A 17601-nucleotide genomic window follows, 5' to 3' on the forward strand; every position below is an offset into this window, starting at 1 on the left:
AGTAATTGGTTATTCGATATATTGCCCTTATCTCGAATACATCCTTTGGATTAGATGATTAGATAAGCTAAAAACCTTGTCATACATATAACATACTCCTCAGTCCAATAACCTTCGTCTACATCTACTTTCTTCCGCCCCCCTCTCCCAGCCCGGCTCAATGTGAATAAATACTTTTATATAGGGCTTAGCTTTGCGCATCCTGTCGTCAATCTCTTCTGTGATCTTATGGCTTTCGATGACATTAAGGAGGGGATCCACTGTTATAGTCAAGTCTACCAATGTCATGTTCCCATGCCTCCGACCCTTAAGGTCTCGGAGCTGATGAACACCAGGCACAGATTCCGTTAGTTGTTTCAGCATTTCCCCTTCGTCCTCATCAAACCCGTCGGTCAACATATAGACGGCTTCCTTGAAAATTGAGCCTGCTGCAACAAGGACGATGATCGCGATGATCAGGGCCGTGATGGTGTCGATGATCGGGAATCCAAAGATGGCACCGCCAATCCCTGCAGCTACTCCGAAACTTACCAGTGCGTCTGCACGGTTGTCCTGTGCCGCTGCATGGAGTGCCGAGCTCTCTATTTTCTTTGAAAGCCTGGCATTGTATAAGTAGACCGTGTACATCACGATACTGCTGGCGAGCGCGACAATACCTGTTATGACAGAGGGTTGATCTGCACTTCCATTGTAAATCACGGTGATTGCTTCAATTAAGATTTGAATGCCGACCACCGCCATTATGAATGATGCGATGAGCGAGGCAATGGTTTCGGCGCGGAGATGGCCGTATCGGTGATTCCGATCGGGTGGCTTCTGGGAAATCCTCAAACCGATCAGGACAGCAATCGAAGCGATTACATCTGTTGTATTGTTCAGTGCATCTGCTTTTAATGCTCCTGATGAACCTGCTATTCCTGTGATGAATTTAATTGCACTTAGCACCAAATAAACGGCGATGCTGAGCCATGCACCCCGTTCTCCTTTTTTCAAGTTTGCATAAAGTTCAGTAGCCACTATTTAAATCCCCCCTCCTTTCCGTGCAATCAATCGTTCACCCTACCCGCAAAAGATGCACCCCATAAATCACCAACGTATGAGCACCAATTAACAGAACTGCATAAAGCAAGTTCAATTTCAAAATCACCCGATACACATTGACGTTTAACAGGCTTGAGGAAATTACATTCATAGGCGCAACAGGTGAGAGCACGCTGCCAATCGCCCAGGCACTTAACAGGATCATGGCGAATGTGATGTCATCGATTCCGATGACTCCCGGAGAAACACTGGCGAGGATGGAGCTGACAATCACAATCTGGTGAACGCCAATGAACGCAAAAGCCGAAATAAGGACAATGGTAAATAGAATTAACAGAAAGACCGAGACTTCGGCAATCTGCTCCCAGTAGAAGTTCAAGTGGCCTGAAACAGAAGTCCCCGACAACACCACGCTGAAAAAACCTGCTGAAAAGAACAAAGTGATTTCATTGGCTTGTCTAGGAATGATGTTTGAGCGGAATTCGTTTGCCTCTTTGAGAAATGTCTTAAAGCGGTTCAGTAAAACACTCCAAAGAATAGAGAACAGGACCAGCGTTACAGTCACCAAGACACTTACATTTATCGGGACAAAGGGCTCTAGTACAATAATGACTCCGATCAGACCGACGAACGCCAAACACAATTCAGTCAGCTTTCTGCCCCCGACTGCAGTTGAAGCATCAGGCAGGCTGGCTTTCATGGAAGGGGCCTCTTTCAGCGAGAACAATACAGTGGATAATAGTATTTGGACAAAACTTAATAACAGTCCAAACGGCAAAAACCTGGACATTGGAATGTCCAAGTAATAGATGACCAACAGGACGGACGCGAAATACGGGGACCATGTATTAATGGAAGAAAAACCGCGTGTATAGACTTTGGCCAAGAACTCCTTAGGCAATTTTAGTTGGCCCACCATTGAATGGATGATATGAATGGAGCCCAGATTGGTGATCGGTCCGATGAAATTAAAGAGCATGAGAAGAAAAGCGAAAAACATTTTTAGGCTTCCCTTGAATGTGGTCACCAGAGAAAAGATGGCTTCATCATACTTCCCCTGTCTAATCGGGACGGCAAGGATTGGAACTACAATAATAAGGCAGACGATCGGCAAGTTTTTTGTGAGTGCTTCTTCCCAAACCGCCCAGTCGGCCTGCTGATCCAAGAGAATCATAGAACCGATGGCTACCATCACAATACTGAACCATTTCGGCAATTGCCTGCTGTACATCAAACTGGTCAACATCACCATCAGAGAGAGCCCGGACAATGTCCATTCGAGAAATGGAAGAGAGAAGATTTGACTGACAAGGAACAGCATAATCATGAACAGAACAATGAAGTTACTCCACTTTTTCATGGCAAGCCCCTTTACATCAAAAATAATGAGCTTCGTTTTAATCCGAAGCTCATTAAAGGGTAATTAGGCAATGACCGTTTGAATGGAAGGATAAACAGCTCTGCGGGCTGCAAAGAGGCTTCGCTCAGGTGTTTCCTGGTCAATTACACATCCAGGGCCGAGAATCAGTCCCTTTCCATCGACGGCATTAATGGACTCCCGCACATGATCTTCGATTTCTTTTACCGTCCCATCAATCAAAAGGCTGTTTCTAACGACCTTATTGTTTTCGTCATAGTACGGTGCCTCCCGAATACCGCCGAGAAGGCATTTATCCGTCCTCTTGCGAGCTTCTGCCAAGGAAGGGGATACCCACCGGTCATGCCAATTCAGGCAGTTCACGGGATAATCGGCTACGAGATCGAACATCACCTTGTCTCCGTGCATATGTGCGATGTTAAGAAACGTCTCTTGCTGATAGCTGTTGATCACCTTCAGGTCATACGGGACACCAAATGCCCGGTACTCCTCTTCTGTCATCAGTTCTTCGGTTGCACATTGTGTTGCAAAGAAGAAGCCATCCACCCCTGCTTCAATATTAGCTTTAACAAAGTTAATTGTGGTTTCAGTAATGACTTCCAGCGCCTGCATGACTAACTTCGGATTCATTTTCATATCAAGAAGCAATCGGTCTCCTGCCAATTTTCTGGCCACAGTCAGTGGACTGAATATAGTCTGGACAAAAGGAATTTCACCTTTCACTTCCTTACTGACATACTTTGCGTACTGTAGCTGTTTCCCGTATGTTCCATAGATCGCAGGAAGAACTTCAAGTCTTCCCCAGTCCTCAACAGTTTCAATTCCCGGCTTCACGACGACCGGAGGACGGTTCGGTGTGCTGTAGTACTCCACCGTTGCACCCCAGTCCTCAACGCAGTACAGGCCGAATGGCATGAGCTTGAGGAAATCAAAATCGAACTTTCGGCTTTGGGCGACTTGTGATTCAGCTAGCCCGCGCGGATTTATATCGTTTGCGGAAAGGTGCATCCAAAGACTCATCGGGACACGGTCGACTTCCTCATGATTCAACGCTGCTTGGATCCGCTCAAATTTATTCATTTGCTTCGACTCCTTTTTATATAATCTTTAATACGCTTTTCTTAGCCTCAATTCATATCGGTTGATCAAGGCGGTGAGGATCGCGCTAATCAGCCAATAGATCAGTGCTGCCGCAACGAATGCTTCCAGATACCTGAAGCTCATCGCTCCCATTATCTTCGCTTGGGCAAAGATATCGACAACAGTGATCAGAAAAGCAAGGGAGAGCGCTTTGATGATCACCATATAGGAGTTTAGGAAATCCGGAAGTGCTTCCATGAGAGCTTGCGGCATGATAACGCGTGACAGTGTTTGCAAGAAGTTATAACCAAGAGAATGTGCAGCTTCAATCTGACCTTCACTCACAGACATAAACGCCCCTCTGATAATCTCCGACTGGAACGCAGACATAGTGAGCGAGAAAGTCACGATGACAACAACGACGGGATTTAAGTCATGGGGATTGAACTCAATTCCCACTATCTTCAGTAACAGATGTGCGATCTGCGGCAATGCATAATACATCAGGTAGAGCAGCACGACAGCAGGGGTACCCCTCAAAAAGGAGGTGAACACTTTTACAATCTGAGCAACGACGGGAATCCGGTATTGCTGGATCAGCGCAATGACTCCTCCGAGCAAAGTTGATAGGAAGAGAATGAGAATCGCCAAAAGAAGGGTTTTGGGGACAACCATCAGGATGCCGATAAAATCTTCAGCTAGAACATCGAATTTGAACATTGTCATACCCCCTTCTGAACCAAGATTCTCATTTTACGCTTTGCCTTTTTCTTCGGAGCAAATCCATTGCTCAAGTTGTATTTTGCAGCCTTCTTCTCAAAGATTCGTACCATTGTATCCGCAGAAACAGTGATCGCCCAGAAAAGAAGCGCAATGGTCAGGTAGATTTCAATTTGGTGGGCGCCATACGAGCTTGAAACGAGAGTATTGGCCACCCCCATAATATCTGCTACGCCAATTGTAAAGATGAGGGACGTATCATGAATCAGGTAGACTAGCGCATTTCCCCATCCTGGAAGAGCAATCGGAATCACTTGAGGAGCGATAATTCGCGTGAACTTCTGAAAAGGGGTATAGCCAAGTCCATCTGCAGCTTCATGCTGCCCTTTTTCCACAGCGAGGTATGCCGGACGAAGAACCTCTGACAAGTAACCTGCATTATAAAGGGTCAGTGCCAGAACGGTTGCGGCAGCTGCACTAAAATCATTGATGTGGATTCCGATCATAGACAACAGGAATGGGAAACCGTAATACATGAGGAACAGTTGCAGGACAATGGGAACACTTCTCGTGAACGAGATGAATAGATCCATGACCTTGCTCAGGTATTTCACCTTTTTGATTCGGATTGCGGTAACCAGAATGCTCAAGCCCAAACCAAGAGTCGAAGATGCGATCAGAATGATGAGGGTTACATGAAGAACACTCAGGAGCGACGGAGTGATTTCGAGCATATATTTAATATCGAGCAAGGAGGCTTCCTCCTTTCCTTGGATGGCAGAGGGAGTTTTTGGGTATAATAGATACAGCTCTTTATGTCATTGACAGGAGCGTATGGGGGATAAGCAGGCGTGCTGGCCTGCTTGCCCATTTTTTTACTCAGTGAATTGGAATACGTCTTCACCGTAGTATTTAAGGGAGAGTTCTGATAACTTCCCTTCCTCTTTCAGCTCGGCCAGCGCTTCGCTGATGTCATCCCTTAACGCTTCATTTTCTTCGTTCTTGTAAATCATGAAGTATGTCGGGAATACTTCAACCGGTTCAGTGGTGACGATCTGCATATCCTGACTTTCGATGATTTCGTTTTGGCCCAAGTTGGAAGGAAGAATCAGAGCATCGTATTTTCCTGATTCCACTTCGCGCATCCGGTCTGCATACGATAGACCTGCGTCAGAAGTCTGGAATTCAATCTCATGATCAGGATTGTTTTCATTCCAATCCATGATGAAGTTAAAAACGCCTCCAGTAGGGGTTGTTGGCACGATTTTCTTACCTACCAGGTCTTTCATGTTCTCAATGTCATCAGAATCATTTCGTTTATAGATTCGCATAAGGCTTGCACCATTATTTTCATCCGGAAGCAGATACTTCTCGGCCCTTTCTTCACTTTTGAAGAGACCCTGTGCAATCATGTCGTACTTGCCGGTATCCAAGCCGATTTCTGCAGCACTATCCGCCACTCCCACTAAATCGAACTCGTAGTCTTCGAGTTTTTCATCGACAAGTCGGAGGATATCCGGTTCATAGCCTGTCAGTTTGCCGTTTTCCTCCCAGCTCAGAGGCTTAGATGTCGGCGGGACGGCTACGGTGAGTGTTCGTACACCGTCTTCATCTGTAGAGGCCTCTCCATCGCTGCAAGCACCCAGGAAAAGCAGACCGGCCAGTGTAATGAATCCCCATTTTTTGTTCATGTTTGACCTCCTATTTAGTCTTATTTATACATTGGCAACCGCTAGTTCTTCTTCTGTTTCGTAATACTCTTTCAGGAACTGCCTTGTCCGGATGTGGGTCGACTTTTCAAAGATTTCTTCGGGGGTCCCCTGTTCTACAATGTGTCCCTGATCCATAAAGACGACTTTCGATGAGATGTTTTTAGCGAATCTCATTTCGTGCGTGACGAGCAGGATGGTCATGCCTGATCTTGCGACATTCTCAATAACTTTCAGAACTTCACCGACCAGTTCAGGGTCCAGTGCAGATGTCGGTTCGTCGAAAAGAATGACTTCCGGCTCCAAAGCCAATGCCCTGGCGATGCTCACTCTCTGCTGCTGCCCTCCGGATAAGCGGGAAGGATACATATCCTTCTTCTCCAGAAGGCCAACTTTCTCCAACTCCTCGCAACTTTTTTCGTAAGCTTCTTTTTTCGATTTCTTTTGAATGGCGATCTGCGCATCCATCACATTCTCGATGACTGTCTTATGCTTGAAGAGATTAAACTGCTGAAAAACCATGGCTGTTTTTCTTCGAAGTTTTAAAATGTCTTTTTTATTTGCGGACTTAAAATTGATGCCTACATCAGACAGTTTCACCTCCCCATCTGATGGTTTTTCAAGATAATTAATAGATCTCAGCAAAGTAGTTTTGCCGGTGCCGCTTGGTCCTATAAACGTGACGACTTCCCCTTTTTGAACGGTGATATCTATTCCTTTCAGCACTTCATGTTCTCCGAAAGCAACCCGCAAGTTTTTCAGTGTCAGCATTCGGTCCCCTCCATTTTTTAACTTACGATTCGGAATATTAGGATAATTATTTCGAAAAAATGATGACTTGTCCTCAACATGCTTCATCGTGAAGCACCTAGATGGTCCAAGTCAGTTTTTCATCGGGACAGCAACTGTACACAAAAGCGCCTGATTTAAGTCCTCTATAATATCCTCGGCATCCTCCAACCCTACCGACAAACGGATCAAACCTGTCGAAAGACCGAATTCATGGAGCTGACTCTCAGGAATGGATGAATGCGTCATGGATGCAGGGTGCTGGACAAGCGTTTCTGGATCCCCCAGGCTAAATGAAATCATCGCGACTTTCAGGGCGCTGATAAAGTCCTTTCCGGTCTGGACATCTCCTTTGACCTCAAATGCGACAATCCCTCCCATGTTCTTCATTTGCTTTTTAGCCAGGCTGTGTTGCGGGTGGGATGGCAGTCCAGGATAGAAGACCCGCTCCACCATTGGATGCTGTTCCAGGTATTCCGCCACCTCCTGTGCATTTCTACAATGCTGTTCCATCCGGATCCCTAGCGTCTTGATCCCTCTGAGGACCAAGAAAGATTCCCAGGCATTTAGGTTCTGGCCAAGGTCCCCCATGACATCTTTGCGCATGTAATCGATGTCCGCTTTGGATCCGCAGATAATACCCGCAATCACATCTCCATGACCATTCAAATATTTCGTAGCACTATGAACCACGATATCCGCCCCCAAGTCGATGGGCCTTTGGAGATAGGGTGTCATGAACGTATTATCAACAATAAGCTTTAGGTCGTGGCGTTTTGTGATCACTGCCACTTCTGCAATATCGATGAGTGTTAGCGTCGGATTGGATGGCGTCTCGATATACACCGCCTTTGTATTCTCTTTAATTGCATTTTCAATATTTAAATAATCTGTGCAATCTACAAAATCATACTCAATTCCATAGCGTGTCGCAATGTTAGATAGGAATTTATGAGTGCCTCCATATACATCTTTCGTTACGACTACGTGATCTCCGGTGCGAAGAGATGCCATCAATGCGATACTGATCGCAGCCATTCCGCTGCTGACCCCAAGGGCATCTTCAGCGCCTTCTAGGACAGCGACCTTATTTTCTAGCGTTCTTGTCGTCGGGTTTCCATACCGTCCGTAGTAACGGCCCTCTTTTTTTCCCGAAACGACGTCAACGGCGGACTCCGCATTGTCGAAACAATAAGCGACGGCCGGAATGATGGACTGTGACACAGCTCCAGATTTCTCATCAGGGCATTGTTCCGCATGAATGGCAGTTGTATTGAAACGATGGTTGATTGTCATGAATAAACCACTCCTCTTGATTGAATTAAATTTCACCAGGCTTCCTGTTTTCTGCTTTCATAGATTTTGATGGCATCGATAGCGGATTGAAGACTGTTTTCAATATGTTGCTTCATGGCCAGCCCAGCCCCTTCCGCATCTCTGTTTGCCATACACCTAACAATCTGATGGTGTTCCTTCCCCTCTTCGATAGTTCGCTCCAACTTTTGATTTGGAACCAGTCTTCGATATCGATGGATGTGATCGTTTAGTTGAGTGATAAAGTTATTCACCGTCTGATTGCCGCTTAATTGGTAGATGTATGTGTGAAACATAGAACCGTACTTTAAAATCTCATCCAGGTCCTTTGACTGCAATGCTTCATGAATCATTTCGGCAAGCTTGGCGAGCTCGGCCAAATCCTGCTCAGTTGCATTTTCAGTGGCCTCGTAAACAGCGATTTCTTCGAGTTTAGATCGTACGTTAAAAATTTCTTTGACTTCTTTTACAGAGATATTCGATATTCTCAGCCGCCCATTTCCTTGGCGTTCTACTAGCTTCTCGAGTTCAAGCCTTTGCAGCGCAGCCCTTAGAGGGGTCCGGCTAATTTCCAACCTTGCAGAGATCTCTTCCTCGACAACAGGCTGTAGCGGTTCTAATGTACCCTCAATAATTCGTTTCTTAATTTCATGATAGGCATATTCTGCCGCGGTAGACCTTACCAAAGAGACGCCTCCTTTCTGTACACAATATTTGTATACAAAGTTTAAGGGTAAAAAAATTTAGAACTCTGTATACAATTCCTGTACACAAATAATAAGATGTATTGTAAGCGCTGTCAACACATTTTTCGAAATATTTATGAAATATTCTGTACTAACCTTTTATCTTGGTCTTTCAACTTAAAAATAGCTGCTTTGTTTATCGGCTGATTCAAACATCTTCATGATGACCCTTGTTCCATTTTCCCCCTCGCCCAATCTTTCCAGTTCCTCAAACAAAGCCAGAGATAAATCTAAGCTGGGTGTCTCAGTATTCCCCATAACGTCCTTTGCGATTTTCAAGTCTTTAACGAGGTGCTTCACTTGGAAACCTGGACGATAATCCCCTTTAATCATTTTGTATGCCAGGTTTTCCATTACCCAGCTTTGAGCAGTTCCTGTTGATAACAAGTCAATCACTGACTCAGGATCCAGGCCAGCTTTCTTTGCCAAGACAATCACTTCACAGACACCAACCATTTGATTAGCCATCGCCAACTGATTACAAGCCTTCGTTAATTGACCTGAACCCGCATGTCCTGTATGAACAATTTTTCTGCCTAGTTGCTGTAGGATCGGCAATGCCCGCTCAAACCCTTTCCGGCTCCCACCAACCATTATGGTGAGTGTTCCTTTTTCCGCTCCTTCCACTCCCCCAGAAACAGGGCCGTCCAAAGAAATGAGTCGATTTTTTTCTGCTACTTCCGCAATTCTTTTTGCAAGCGAGGGCTTGGATGTGGTCATATCGATTAACAAAGTGCCGGATTTGCTATTTTCCAAAATGCCATCCTGATCGAAATAAATCTCCTCGACATCCTCCGGTATCCCTACCATGGTGAATATCACATCAGACTCTTCAGCTAACTGCTTAACTGAGTCCTTCCAAACCGCTCCATTGTCCAGTAATTCCACAGCTTTTTCTCTTGTTCTTGTGAAAACATTAACGAGGTACTCCTTCTCAATTAACCGGTTGGCCATCTTGCTTCCCATTATTCCTACACCAACAAAACCTATTGATTCCTTGATTTCGTTCCGCACCCTTATCACTCCTTTGTATAATAATAACTAATATTTCTTAATTGTCTATATTATATTTGCTTCCTACCTATGCTTTTCTCAAGTGTGTCTTTACGTATAGAGAGTCCCTCTGCCCGCATGGCCTTGGCAGAGGGACTCCCCCTTATATAATATTAAATAATCACCCCAGTAATCACCGCCACAATCGTCATCACTATCGTCGTTCCAAAGGCCCACTTGAACACAAATTTCTGATGGTCCGCCAGTTCGACGCCTGCGAGTCCGATCAATAGGAAGGTTGAGGCAGTTAGCGGACTGAGTGGGAAGCCGGTGGTCATCTGGCCGAGGATGGCCGCGCTGCCGATACTTGCCGCTTCGACTCCGTACGCCGCTGCCGTTTCACTTACAATCGGCAGGACGCCAAAGTAAAAGGCATCCGGCGTGAACAGTAAGCTGAGCGGCATTCCGATGACCGCTACAATCACTCCCATCATGCCGCCGACTTCGTCAGGGATGATGCTGACGAGCGCATTGGCCATCTCACTGATCATGCCCGTGCCTGACAAGATGCCGGTGAAGACCCCGGCTGCGAAGATGATGGAGACTACGGTGATCATACCGACTGCCTGCGTTCTCACCTGTTCCATCTGGTCTTCCGGCTTCGGATAGTTGATGATGACTGCGATGGCGAAGGCCAGCATGAAGATGATCGGCAGCGGGAGCCATACTTTTACGAGTGCGACGATCGTGATGATCGTCAGCAACAGGTTAAACCAGAATAGTTTCGGCCGCCGCATCGCTTTATCTTCATCCGACAGTTCTGCATGGAAGTCGTACTCCACATCCGCTATCCCCAGACGCTTTCGCTCTTTCCGGCCGATCCAGTAAGCCACGAACAATACCCATATTATCCCCGCGATCATTGCAGGGATGACCGGGTTGAAGATGGCGCTGGCATCGAGCTCCAGCGCAGATGCGGCACGCGCTGTTGGACCGCCCCACGGCAACAGGTTCATTACACCGGCCCCCAGCGCCACAATTCCAGCCAGCACAATTCTGCTGATGCCCAGCTTAATGTAAAGCGGCAGCAACGCCGGTATAGTAATCAGGAATGTCGACGCCCCCGATCCGTCCAGGTGTGCGAGCATCGCGATGACCGCGGTGCCCACGACCACCTTGAGCGGATCCCCTTTCACTGCCCGCAATACACGGGAGATGAGCGGGTCGAACAATCCCGCATTGTTCATGACACCAAAGTACAAAATCGCGAACCCGAGCATGATGCCGGTCGGGACGACACTGATGACGCCGTCCAGCATGAATCCGCCCATTTCACCCCAAAATCCCCCGATCAGGGCGAAGACGACCGGAACTAGTATCAAAGACACGATGACGGATACCCGCTTCGTCAGGATCAGCGCCAGAAACACCACAATTGTCAGAAAGCCCAACAGAGCCAACATATTCATTTCCCCCTATTTATTAAAGCTCTATTTCCATCTCCAACAGTGCATAGCTCAATGTTTTCCCGTGTGTATCCATCCCCAGGGAAGTCGTCACGCCGCCGAGCAAGGCGCCGTGGCATACGAACTGCAGCGCCGAGATGTTCGGCATCTCGTATCGTTCGACTTCGCCGCTCACAATATGCTGCAGATGTTTCTTCACCCGCTCCGCAGTCACTTGCTCCCGCAATGCCCCGTATAATTCCTCTTCATAGGGAATCAGCGACAGCATGAGGACATCCCCCTTATCCCCCGCGCGGCTATGGGCCAGTTCGTATAACTTAGTCATTTGCCTCCACCTCCATGACCGTGAAGTCCGGTTCGACGTTGCCTCTCGGGATCATCCCGGACACGATGCCAACCACTTCATTTACGTACTTCCGGGCGCCTCCGCCCCCGGCAGGCCCGTTGGTATAAAGGGCTTCCACCTCTTCACCGATCCGTTTGGCCTTGTCGAGTTCATATGTTTTCCCGGCAATACGCAGCCGGACTTCGTATGGCGTTCCCTGATGGTCAAAAGCGCCCCGGTGAGCAGAAGTCACCCCGATGTAATCCACTTTTAGTTCTTCGAATTCATCCTCCAAACGTTCCTGGATAATGGCGCCCGCCAATTCCGCGCGCCCTACCGCATTTGCACCGGCGTAAGTGATTTCCCCCTCACCGGTATAGCCGGCGTCAAATCCGATGCTGACTTTCAGCTCATCAGGCCGCTTCCTCCCGTTTCCTCCGGTCAGCAAAATGCGGTCCTCTCCGTCCTCCTGCAGTTGAACGGACGTAAAATCAGCAACCACATCAGGTGTGATGTACGCAGACGGGTCCATCACTTCATACAAAAGCTGTTCTTTCACTGTGCGCAATGTCAGTGCCCCTCCGGTACCCGGCAATTTCGTCAGCAACGCGGATCCATCAGGCTGCACTTCAGCCAAGGGGAACCCGAGTGATGCCATGCCGCTCACATCTTTCTTTCCCGGGTCCGCAAAATAGCCGCCGGTCAATTGGCCCCCGCATTCCAGCAAATGGCCGATCACTGTCCCTTTCGCCAACAGATCATGGTCATCCATCGACCACTCAAAATGATGAATCATCGGCGCCAGGAACAATGACGGGTCGGCCACCCTTCCCGTGATGATGATGTCGGCCCCAGTTTCAATCGCCGGGAGAATCGAAGCAGCCCCCATATAGGCATTTGCAGAAACGATGTCAGCGCTTTCATTTAATGCCGGACTGAACTGAATGGAATCCCGGTTGGATAATACATAAGGCAGCACGTCATCGCCGGTCACTGCGGCAACCTTCACGGACAATCCCATCTCTTCGGCAATCTCTATGATTTTCCAGGCACCGCCCACAGAGTTTGCCGCCCCCATGTTGGTAATCAGGCGAACCTTCTTTTCCAGCAGGACCGGCAATAAAGAACGAATCCTCTTTTCAAGCAAAGGATCATATCCGAGTGAAGCGTCCGCTTTTTTGCGCTTCTGGGCAAGCGCGATCGTCCGCTCTGCCAGACACTCCAACACCAAATAATCCAATTCCCCTTCTTCAGCAAGTTTCACGGCAGGTTCGAGTCGGTCTCCAGAGAAGCCGGCCCCTGATCCAATCCGCAACATGTCATCACCCCGTTGTTTAGTCAATCTGTCTCTATAAATGGTATCAAAGCAAAAAGAAGAAATGCCTATGTTCAAGGCATTTCTTCTTCCAAATGATTAGAATGTACAGCGTGATTTTTCTTCGTAAAACGGCGTCCCTATTGCGATTCCAACTTCATTGAATAAGTAGTTGCTCATTCCAAAAAATTAGAATCGGTCACTTGATATCGTATTTCTTCATTTTGTTGTACAAAGTGGCAAGAGAAATTCCAAGCGACCTCGCCACTTCCTGGCGGTCCTCTACGGTCGATCCGCTGGACTGCAAGGCGGACTGAAGAATACTTTTCTCAGCTTCCTCCACCGCTTCATGCAATGGAAACACTTTCGGTTTCTCGCTGTACAATTGATGCTGTTTTTGCAGCACGTCAGGCAGGTCACTTAGTGAAATGCGTTCACCTTCATTGACCAGGCACATGGCATAATCGAGGGTATTGCGCAGTTCCCGGATGTTCCCCGGCCAGTCATACTTCATGAACAGACGCATCACTTCATCATCCACTCTAAACTTCCCGTTCAAGATGGAGCGTGTAATAAACGGAATATCTTCTTTCCGTTCACGCAGCGGCGGAATCTCCAAAGCAATCGTGTTCAGCCGATACAGAAAGTCTTCACGGAACTGCCCTTTTGTAATAAGGTGATCCAGATCCCTGTGGGTCGAAGCCACTATACGTACATCCACTTTACGCTCCGCGCCCTCACCGATTCTCCGGATGGTCCCTTCCTGCAGGACACGAAGCAGCTTTGCCTGGACATCAACAGACAAATCACTGACCTCGTCCAAAAACAGCGTTCCACCATCCGCCATTTCAAACAAACCCTGCTTTCCATTGTCCGAAGCACCCGGGAAAGCCCCGCCCGCATGGCCAAACAGTTCGTTTTCAATCATGTCCGCCGGTATCGAAGAGCAATTCACCGCGATAAACGGTTTGGATGAACGTTCACTGGAATGATGGATGGACTGCGCAAACAGCTCTTTGCCCGTCCCGCTCTCACCTTTGATCAAAATCGGCAAATCGGTCTTGGCCGTCTTTCTCGCCACTCCAATCAGTTCATTCATTTTGGCATTCTTCGTAATGATATCTTCAAATACATACCGCACTTTATGTAGCGCATCCATCTGCTCTTGCAGCTCCCGCACCCGCTGGCGCTGCTGCTCAAGTTCCCGTGTCAGAACCTGCACTTCATTTAGGCTCTTGCACACAGAGACCGCTCCGACAATCTCACCCTCCACCCTGACAGGAGCCATATCGACAATATATTCCCGGTCATGGGTTTTCCGGTAGACCCCCACCTGGCTTTCCCCGCTGGCGAGCGTCTGCGGCAACCGGGCACCCGGACGGTACGAAACCAACGGCTTTCCGATGATATCAGAAGTCACCCCAGTAATCCTCGTATATTCCGGATTGATCGTCTGCACAATCCCCTCCCGATCGATGGCCAACACCCCGTCATTCATCGACTCCACGATTGCTTTCCACCACTCAACTGTCTGTTGGATTGTCACCATCCCCTTATAGGCGTGCTTTATATCAACGATCATTTCTATTTCTGCAATACACATTAAAAACATTAGCTAATACTGAATATATCACGAGCCATTAATGAGTCAATATTTTCAGTATAGTGTTAGTCATCTAATGATATCTGTTACCCCGGTACATAGCTGGCTGACTTAAACGATGTTTGAGGGACCTTTATGTAGACACTCAGGCATCAGGGTAACCGCTCACGCCCTGAAGTGACTTATCCGTACATAGGCCGTCTGGCTGTTTAACTGGTTAATCAACAGTTGGCGGAAAATGTGGATGAAGCGAGCTAATTGGAAACTATAACAAAGTGTGAGTTCGTTTGGAGAGCAAACCTTTTATTATGAAACTACTCATCAAGTTTGAAATGGAAGGTTGGAACATACTGCTGATTAACCGGAACTAGGAATATCAGCACGGGCGTTAAGCGAAATCTCCTGACTTTATTGTCGTTGTTTAAAACCTTACTGACCCCTCGCATCGCCCTGGGCATCCATGCGATCGAAGACGGCCGCCAGGCACCCTTCCTCTGATCAATAAAAAAGCCTGTCGCAGGCGAATCTTCGACAGGCTTTACCTATATGAAGTCGTATACTTTTCGATAACTAGCTAATAGACATAGCAACCGACCGGAGGGATTGGATGAAGAAGAAAGGAATCCTGATTGCAGCGCTGGCGCTCCTGGCCGTCGCCACTCTCGTCATTTACCAGACTCGCTTTTCCTACTCGCAGCCGGAGGAAGTTCTTACGCAAGATGAGTTTATAGAGACCTTCGAGGAAACGGAGGCCTTAATGGAGATTGACGGGTTGGACCGGACGGGCGTCAACGGCAATTCCCTGGAAGAGAAGATCCTGGACATCATGCATCAGATGACCCACCAGAAAATCGTGGCCAACCAGAAATGGGGAGCGATCCCGATGACAACAAGGAACATTGAACAGATCGAATCGATCGTTTCCAGCTCAAAAAAGATTCATTCACCCCAAGCGAAGAAACAACTGATCCAGATTATAGCCAAATGGGAAAACGGCGACTTCAGCGAAGCCGATGAGGACCACAACTATATCTGGAAACTCCAGAACGGCACACTTGGCAAAGCCAGGGGCCTGCTGAGCAAAGAGGAAGAGCTACTGTTTATCGAGGAATGGTTCATTGAGGGGAAAGCCGAAGAGGATAATTAATAAGCTGGCTGGGAACATGTAGCTTCCCGGCCGGCTTATTTGGTAATCACTCACCTATAAAAAGATAACCACTCACTCAGGGCAACCGGACATCAAAACAAACGCTTCTCCGTTACCCTTTGTCGATTCATATACGCGATGCATAGTTGATATGCCAAGAAGATACCCAATAAATCAATGCCTACGTCAAAAAGCCGACCACTGCGTCGGAAGAACAATTGAAGGACCTCCGTAAACAACGCAAATAATCCACACAGAACAAACGCCTGACCTGGTCGGTTGATCCACGTTACAAGCAAACCATACAAGACCCCAAATGATAACAAGTGCCCTGTCTTTTGAATCAAATAGAAATTGCTTTGAAGGTGAATATCACTCAGTATGAGCAGGTCATGAAAGTTAGGCGTGAAGTCCAAATGAAAACTCACGACGCGTTCATATAAAAAGGCATGTGGATCGCTCGTACATGTTGCGATGACAATGAAAGCGGCCCACAGCAAAGTATAGATAGCTGAAATAGGTAAAACGCTCTTTCTATCGTTATTCATAAGCATAAACCATTCCTGCTAAAATCTTTTTCAAGGCGCAGAGGTGATGAAGTCTCTAAACAATTCAACGTTAGAATCAAATACGCATGCCCTCCCCGATAGTGAGGAATATTTCCCCAACAGTGTTCCCATCCATTTGATTTGGTAATCACTCACTTCCAAGAAGTAACCATCCCCAGCAACTGCTTAACCCAATAAGCGAGCTCTTAATGATCTCTTCTCCTAAAACTAGCAAACCGTTTGGGAGCACAATATAATACCCCTTCGATCAAAGTATCAAGTTAGGAGGGCGTTACCTGATGCATCCAGATGCTCACAGCCCTATCCTTACCGCCTGCTTCAGCGCAGCAAAATCCACACATTCGGTGTGCATGATAACAGCTTTCAGATGAAGCTTCGTAAGAAAGTTGTTTTCGGATACAGTGGCTCCATCCTAATTTTCGTAAGTGGTAACATCCTCGAAAATGGCAACTCTCTATCTTTCGGATAAAGATAAGCATCGCGCTCCGGACTCTAGAACAATCTTTCTTATGGACTCCCCCTCTCAGTCATTTAGATAGCTACTAACCATTGCGGGGTAAGTTCATATTTCGGTAGGAACTGACAGCCTTAAGGTAGGGGCTCAAAAGGGGATTGGTAGAAATTCAACCCATATAAATGCCTGTTCTACTTGCCTGCCCAAGGGCTGTCCAATAATCGACCTATTGCCGACAAACTTAATTCCACTCAACTCTGATTATTGATTGTTCCTCACTAATTAAGTTGATTGATATCGTCTACAGTTTATGGATCAGTTTGGTTATCCGCCTACAATCTTTCGATATTGAAGTGGATAAAGGAGTACATTCGGAGAAACCGTAGTATTACGCTCATAGTACATCAAATCACTCATGGTAAAGGGGTGCTCACCAACAGCGAGAAGAACATCGAAAAGTTATAATTCATTTATCCATTAACTTTATTATTAATTAGATAGTTATCACAAAATATTGATATAATAACAATTAAAGGGGGATTGATAACTGTATGATTAGAAGTTAATGAACATTGTGATCGACTTGGTCTCTTTTGGCTTAGAATTCCCGATTTTGGGGACTTTGCTAATCGTCATTGGAATTGTTGCTGCTACGCTTAAAGCGATATATTGGGGCGTGAAGCTCTATAAAGAAATTAAGCAGTAATGCTGTTTACTGAGAGGTCTATTTGACTCTCAGTTTTTTTATGGCTTTTATCTCTGTAAAGTAGCTCCTAAGTCTAGGTTTCCATTCTCATAAAACCTTAGCACGAGCTTCAAGTCCCCCCTTCAATTTTAATTTTCGTTGTTAAATATCCAATTGACACATCACGACCTGCCTGTTGATCAATATGATCAAGGACGGTCAAGTGATTGGTGAGAGTTTACCCAACAAAGGTGGGAGCTCATAGGG

The 17601-nt window shown here is 46.8% G+C and carries 16 protein-coding genes; 1 reads left to right on the plus strand and 15 read right to left on the minus strand.

The features are described from left to right. Nucleotides 1-99 precede the first annotated feature (99 nt). From BMX91_RS03835 to BMX91_RS03900, 14 genes are all read right to left on the minus strand, one after another. Entirely contained in the window at nt 100-1017 is a 918-nt protein-coding gene (locus BMX91_RS03835) for a cation diffusion facilitator family transporter (protein ID WP_092050100.1), read from the minus strand. Nucleotides 1018-1054: 37 nt separating this feature from the next. Then, nucleotides 1055-2401, minus strand: a complete 1347-nt coding sequence (locus BMX91_RS03840) for a hypothetical protein (RefSeq protein ID WP_092050102.1) — start codon at nt 2399-2401, stop codon at nt 1055-1057. Nucleotides 2402-2464: 63 nt separating this feature from the next. Further along, entirely contained in the window at nt 2465-3499 is a 1035-nt protein-coding gene (locus BMX91_RS03845) for a uroporphyrinogen decarboxylase family protein (protein ID WP_092050104.1), read from the minus strand. Nucleotides 3500-3526: 27 nt separating this feature from the next. Continuing rightward, the gene (locus BMX91_RS03850) at nt 3527-4219 is read right to left on the minus strand and encodes an amino acid ABC transporter permease (protein ID WP_092050106.1); all 693 of its coding nucleotides are present in this window, start codon (nt 4217-4219) and stop codon (nt 3527-3529) included. Nucleotides 4220-4221: 2 nt separating this feature from the next. Continuing rightward, entirely contained in the window at nt 4222-4971 is a 750-nt protein-coding gene (locus tag BMX91_RS03855) for an amino acid ABC transporter permease (protein ID WP_245744235.1), read from the minus strand. A gap of 123 nt (nt 4972-5094) precedes the next feature. Beyond that, nucleotides 5095-5910 (minus strand): transporter substrate-binding domain-containing protein, encoded by an 816-nt coding sequence (locus BMX91_RS03860; RefSeq protein WP_092050108.1) that lies wholly within the window; start codon nt 5908-5910, stop codon nt 5095-5097. A 24-nt stretch (nt 5911-5934) separates the two neighbouring features. Next, nucleotides 5935-6699 (minus strand): amino acid ABC transporter ATP-binding protein, encoded by a 765-nt coding sequence (locus BMX91_RS03865; protein ID WP_092050110.1) that lies wholly within the window; start codon nt 6697-6699, stop codon nt 5935-5937. 111 nt (nt 6700-6810) lie between these two features. Continuing rightward, nucleotides 6811-8013, minus strand: a complete 1203-nt coding sequence (locus tag BMX91_RS03870) for a trans-sulfuration enzyme family protein (RefSeq protein ID WP_092050112.1) — start codon at nt 8011-8013, stop codon at nt 6811-6813. A 32-nt stretch (nt 8014-8045) separates the two neighbouring features. Continuing rightward, entirely contained in the window at nt 8046-8717 is a 672-nt protein-coding gene (locus BMX91_RS03875) for a GntR family transcriptional regulator (protein ID WP_092050113.1), read from the minus strand. A 177-nt stretch (nt 8718-8894) separates the two neighbouring features. Beyond that, nucleotides 8895-9779, minus strand: coding sequence for an NAD(P)-dependent oxidoreductase (locus BMX91_RS03880; protein WP_092050783.1), 885 nt, complete (start codon nt 9777-9779; stop codon nt 8895-8897). A 164-nt stretch (nt 9780-9943) separates the two neighbouring features. Then, nucleotides 9944-11233: a CitMHS family transporter gene (locus BMX91_RS03885; protein WP_092050115.1), complete on the minus strand. Its 1290-nt coding sequence runs from the start codon at nt 11231-11233 to the stop codon at nt 9944-9946. Nucleotides 11234-11252: 19 nt separating this feature from the next. Beyond that, complete coding sequence (locus tag BMX91_RS03890; protein WP_092050117.1) at nt 11253-11561, minus strand: AtuA-related protein; 309 nt, start codon at nt 11559-11561, stop codon at nt 11253-11255. Further along, nucleotides 11554-12879 (minus strand): acyclic terpene utilization AtuA family protein, encoded by a 1326-nt coding sequence (locus BMX91_RS03895; protein WP_092050119.1) that lies wholly within the window; start codon nt 12877-12879, stop codon nt 11554-11556. The genes BMX91_RS03890 and BMX91_RS03895 overlap by 8 nt, the downstream gene beginning before the upstream one ends. Before the next feature lie 196 nt (nt 12880-13075). Continuing rightward, complete coding sequence (locus BMX91_RS03900; RefSeq protein WP_245744237.1) at nt 13076-14458, minus strand: sigma-54 interaction domain-containing protein; 1383 nt, start codon at nt 14456-14458, stop codon at nt 13076-13078. 628 nt (nt 14459-15086) lie between these two features. On the opposite strand from BMX91_RS03900, the gene BMX91_RS03905 reads away from it, so the two are divergent. Then, nucleotides 15087-15626 carry a DUF6241 domain-containing protein gene (locus BMX91_RS03905; protein ID WP_092050124.1) on the plus strand — a complete coding sequence of 180 codons (540 nt, stop codon included), beginning with the start codon at nt 15087-15089 and terminating at the stop codon, nt 15624-15626. A gap of 92 nt (nt 15627-15718) precedes the next feature. Here the strand turns inward: BMX91_RS03905 and BMX91_RS03910 are convergent, their stop codons facing one another. Further along, nucleotides 15719-16180 carry a VanZ family protein gene (locus BMX91_RS03910; RefSeq protein WP_322787441.1) on the minus strand — a complete coding sequence of 154 codons (462 nt, stop codon included), beginning with the start codon at nt 16178-16180 and terminating at the stop codon, nt 15719-15721. Nucleotides 16181-17601: the final 1421 nt, after the last annotated feature.

Source organism: Bhargavaea ginsengi, from assembly GCF_900109165.1.
GTDB classification, from domain to species: Bacteria; Bacillota; Bacilli; order Bacillales_A; family Planococcaceae; genus Bhargavaea; species Bhargavaea ginsengi.

Bases quoted from the DNA above. Each gene is read 5' to 3' on its own strand.
- BMX91_RS03865 (WP_092050110.1), bottom strand. From the start codon at position 6,699: ATGCTGACACTGAAAAACTTGCGGGTTGCTTTCGGAGAACATGAAGTG.
- BMX91_RS03905 (WP_092050124.1), top strand. From the start codon at position 15,087: ATGAAGAAGAAAGGAATCCTGATTGCAGCGCTGGCGCTCCTGGCCGTC.
- BMX91_RS03870 (WP_092050112.1), bottom strand. From the start codon at position 8,013: ATGACAATCAACCATCGTTTCAATACAACTGCCATTCATGCGGAACAA.
- BMX91_RS03890 (WP_092050117.1), bottom strand. From the start codon at position 11,561: ATGACTAAGTTATACGAACTGGCCCATAGCCGCGCGGGGGATAAGGGG.
- BMX91_RS03840 (WP_092050102.1), bottom strand. From the start codon at position 2,401: ATGAAAAAGTGGAGTAACTTCATTGTTCTGTTCATGATTATGCTGTTC.
- BMX91_RS03850 (WP_092050106.1), bottom strand. From the start codon at position 4,219: ATGTTCAAATTCGATGTTCTAGCTGAAGATTTTATCGGCATCCTGATG.
- BMX91_RS03885 (WP_092050115.1), bottom strand. From the start codon at position 11,233: ATGTTGGCTCTGTTGGGCTTTCTGACAATTGTGGTGTTTCTGGCGCTG.
- BMX91_RS03895 (WP_092050119.1), bottom strand. From the start codon at position 12,879: ATGTTGCGGATTGGATCAGGGGCCGGCTTCTCTGGAGACCGACTCGAA.
- BMX91_RS03900 (WP_245744237.1), bottom strand. From the start codon at position 14,458: ATGATCGTTGATATAAAGCACGCCTATAAGGGGATGGTGACAATCCAA.
- BMX91_RS03845 (WP_092050104.1), bottom strand. From the start codon at position 3,499: ATGAATAAATTTGAGCGGATCCAAGCAGCGTTGAATCATGAGGAAGTC.
- BMX91_RS03860 (WP_092050108.1), bottom strand. From the start codon at position 5,910: ATGAACAAAAAATGGGGATTCATTACACTGGCCGGTCTGCTTTTCCTG.
- BMX91_RS03910 (WP_322787441.1), bottom strand. From the start codon at position 16,180: ATGCTTATGAATAACGATAGAAAGAGCGTTTTACCTATTTCAGCTATC.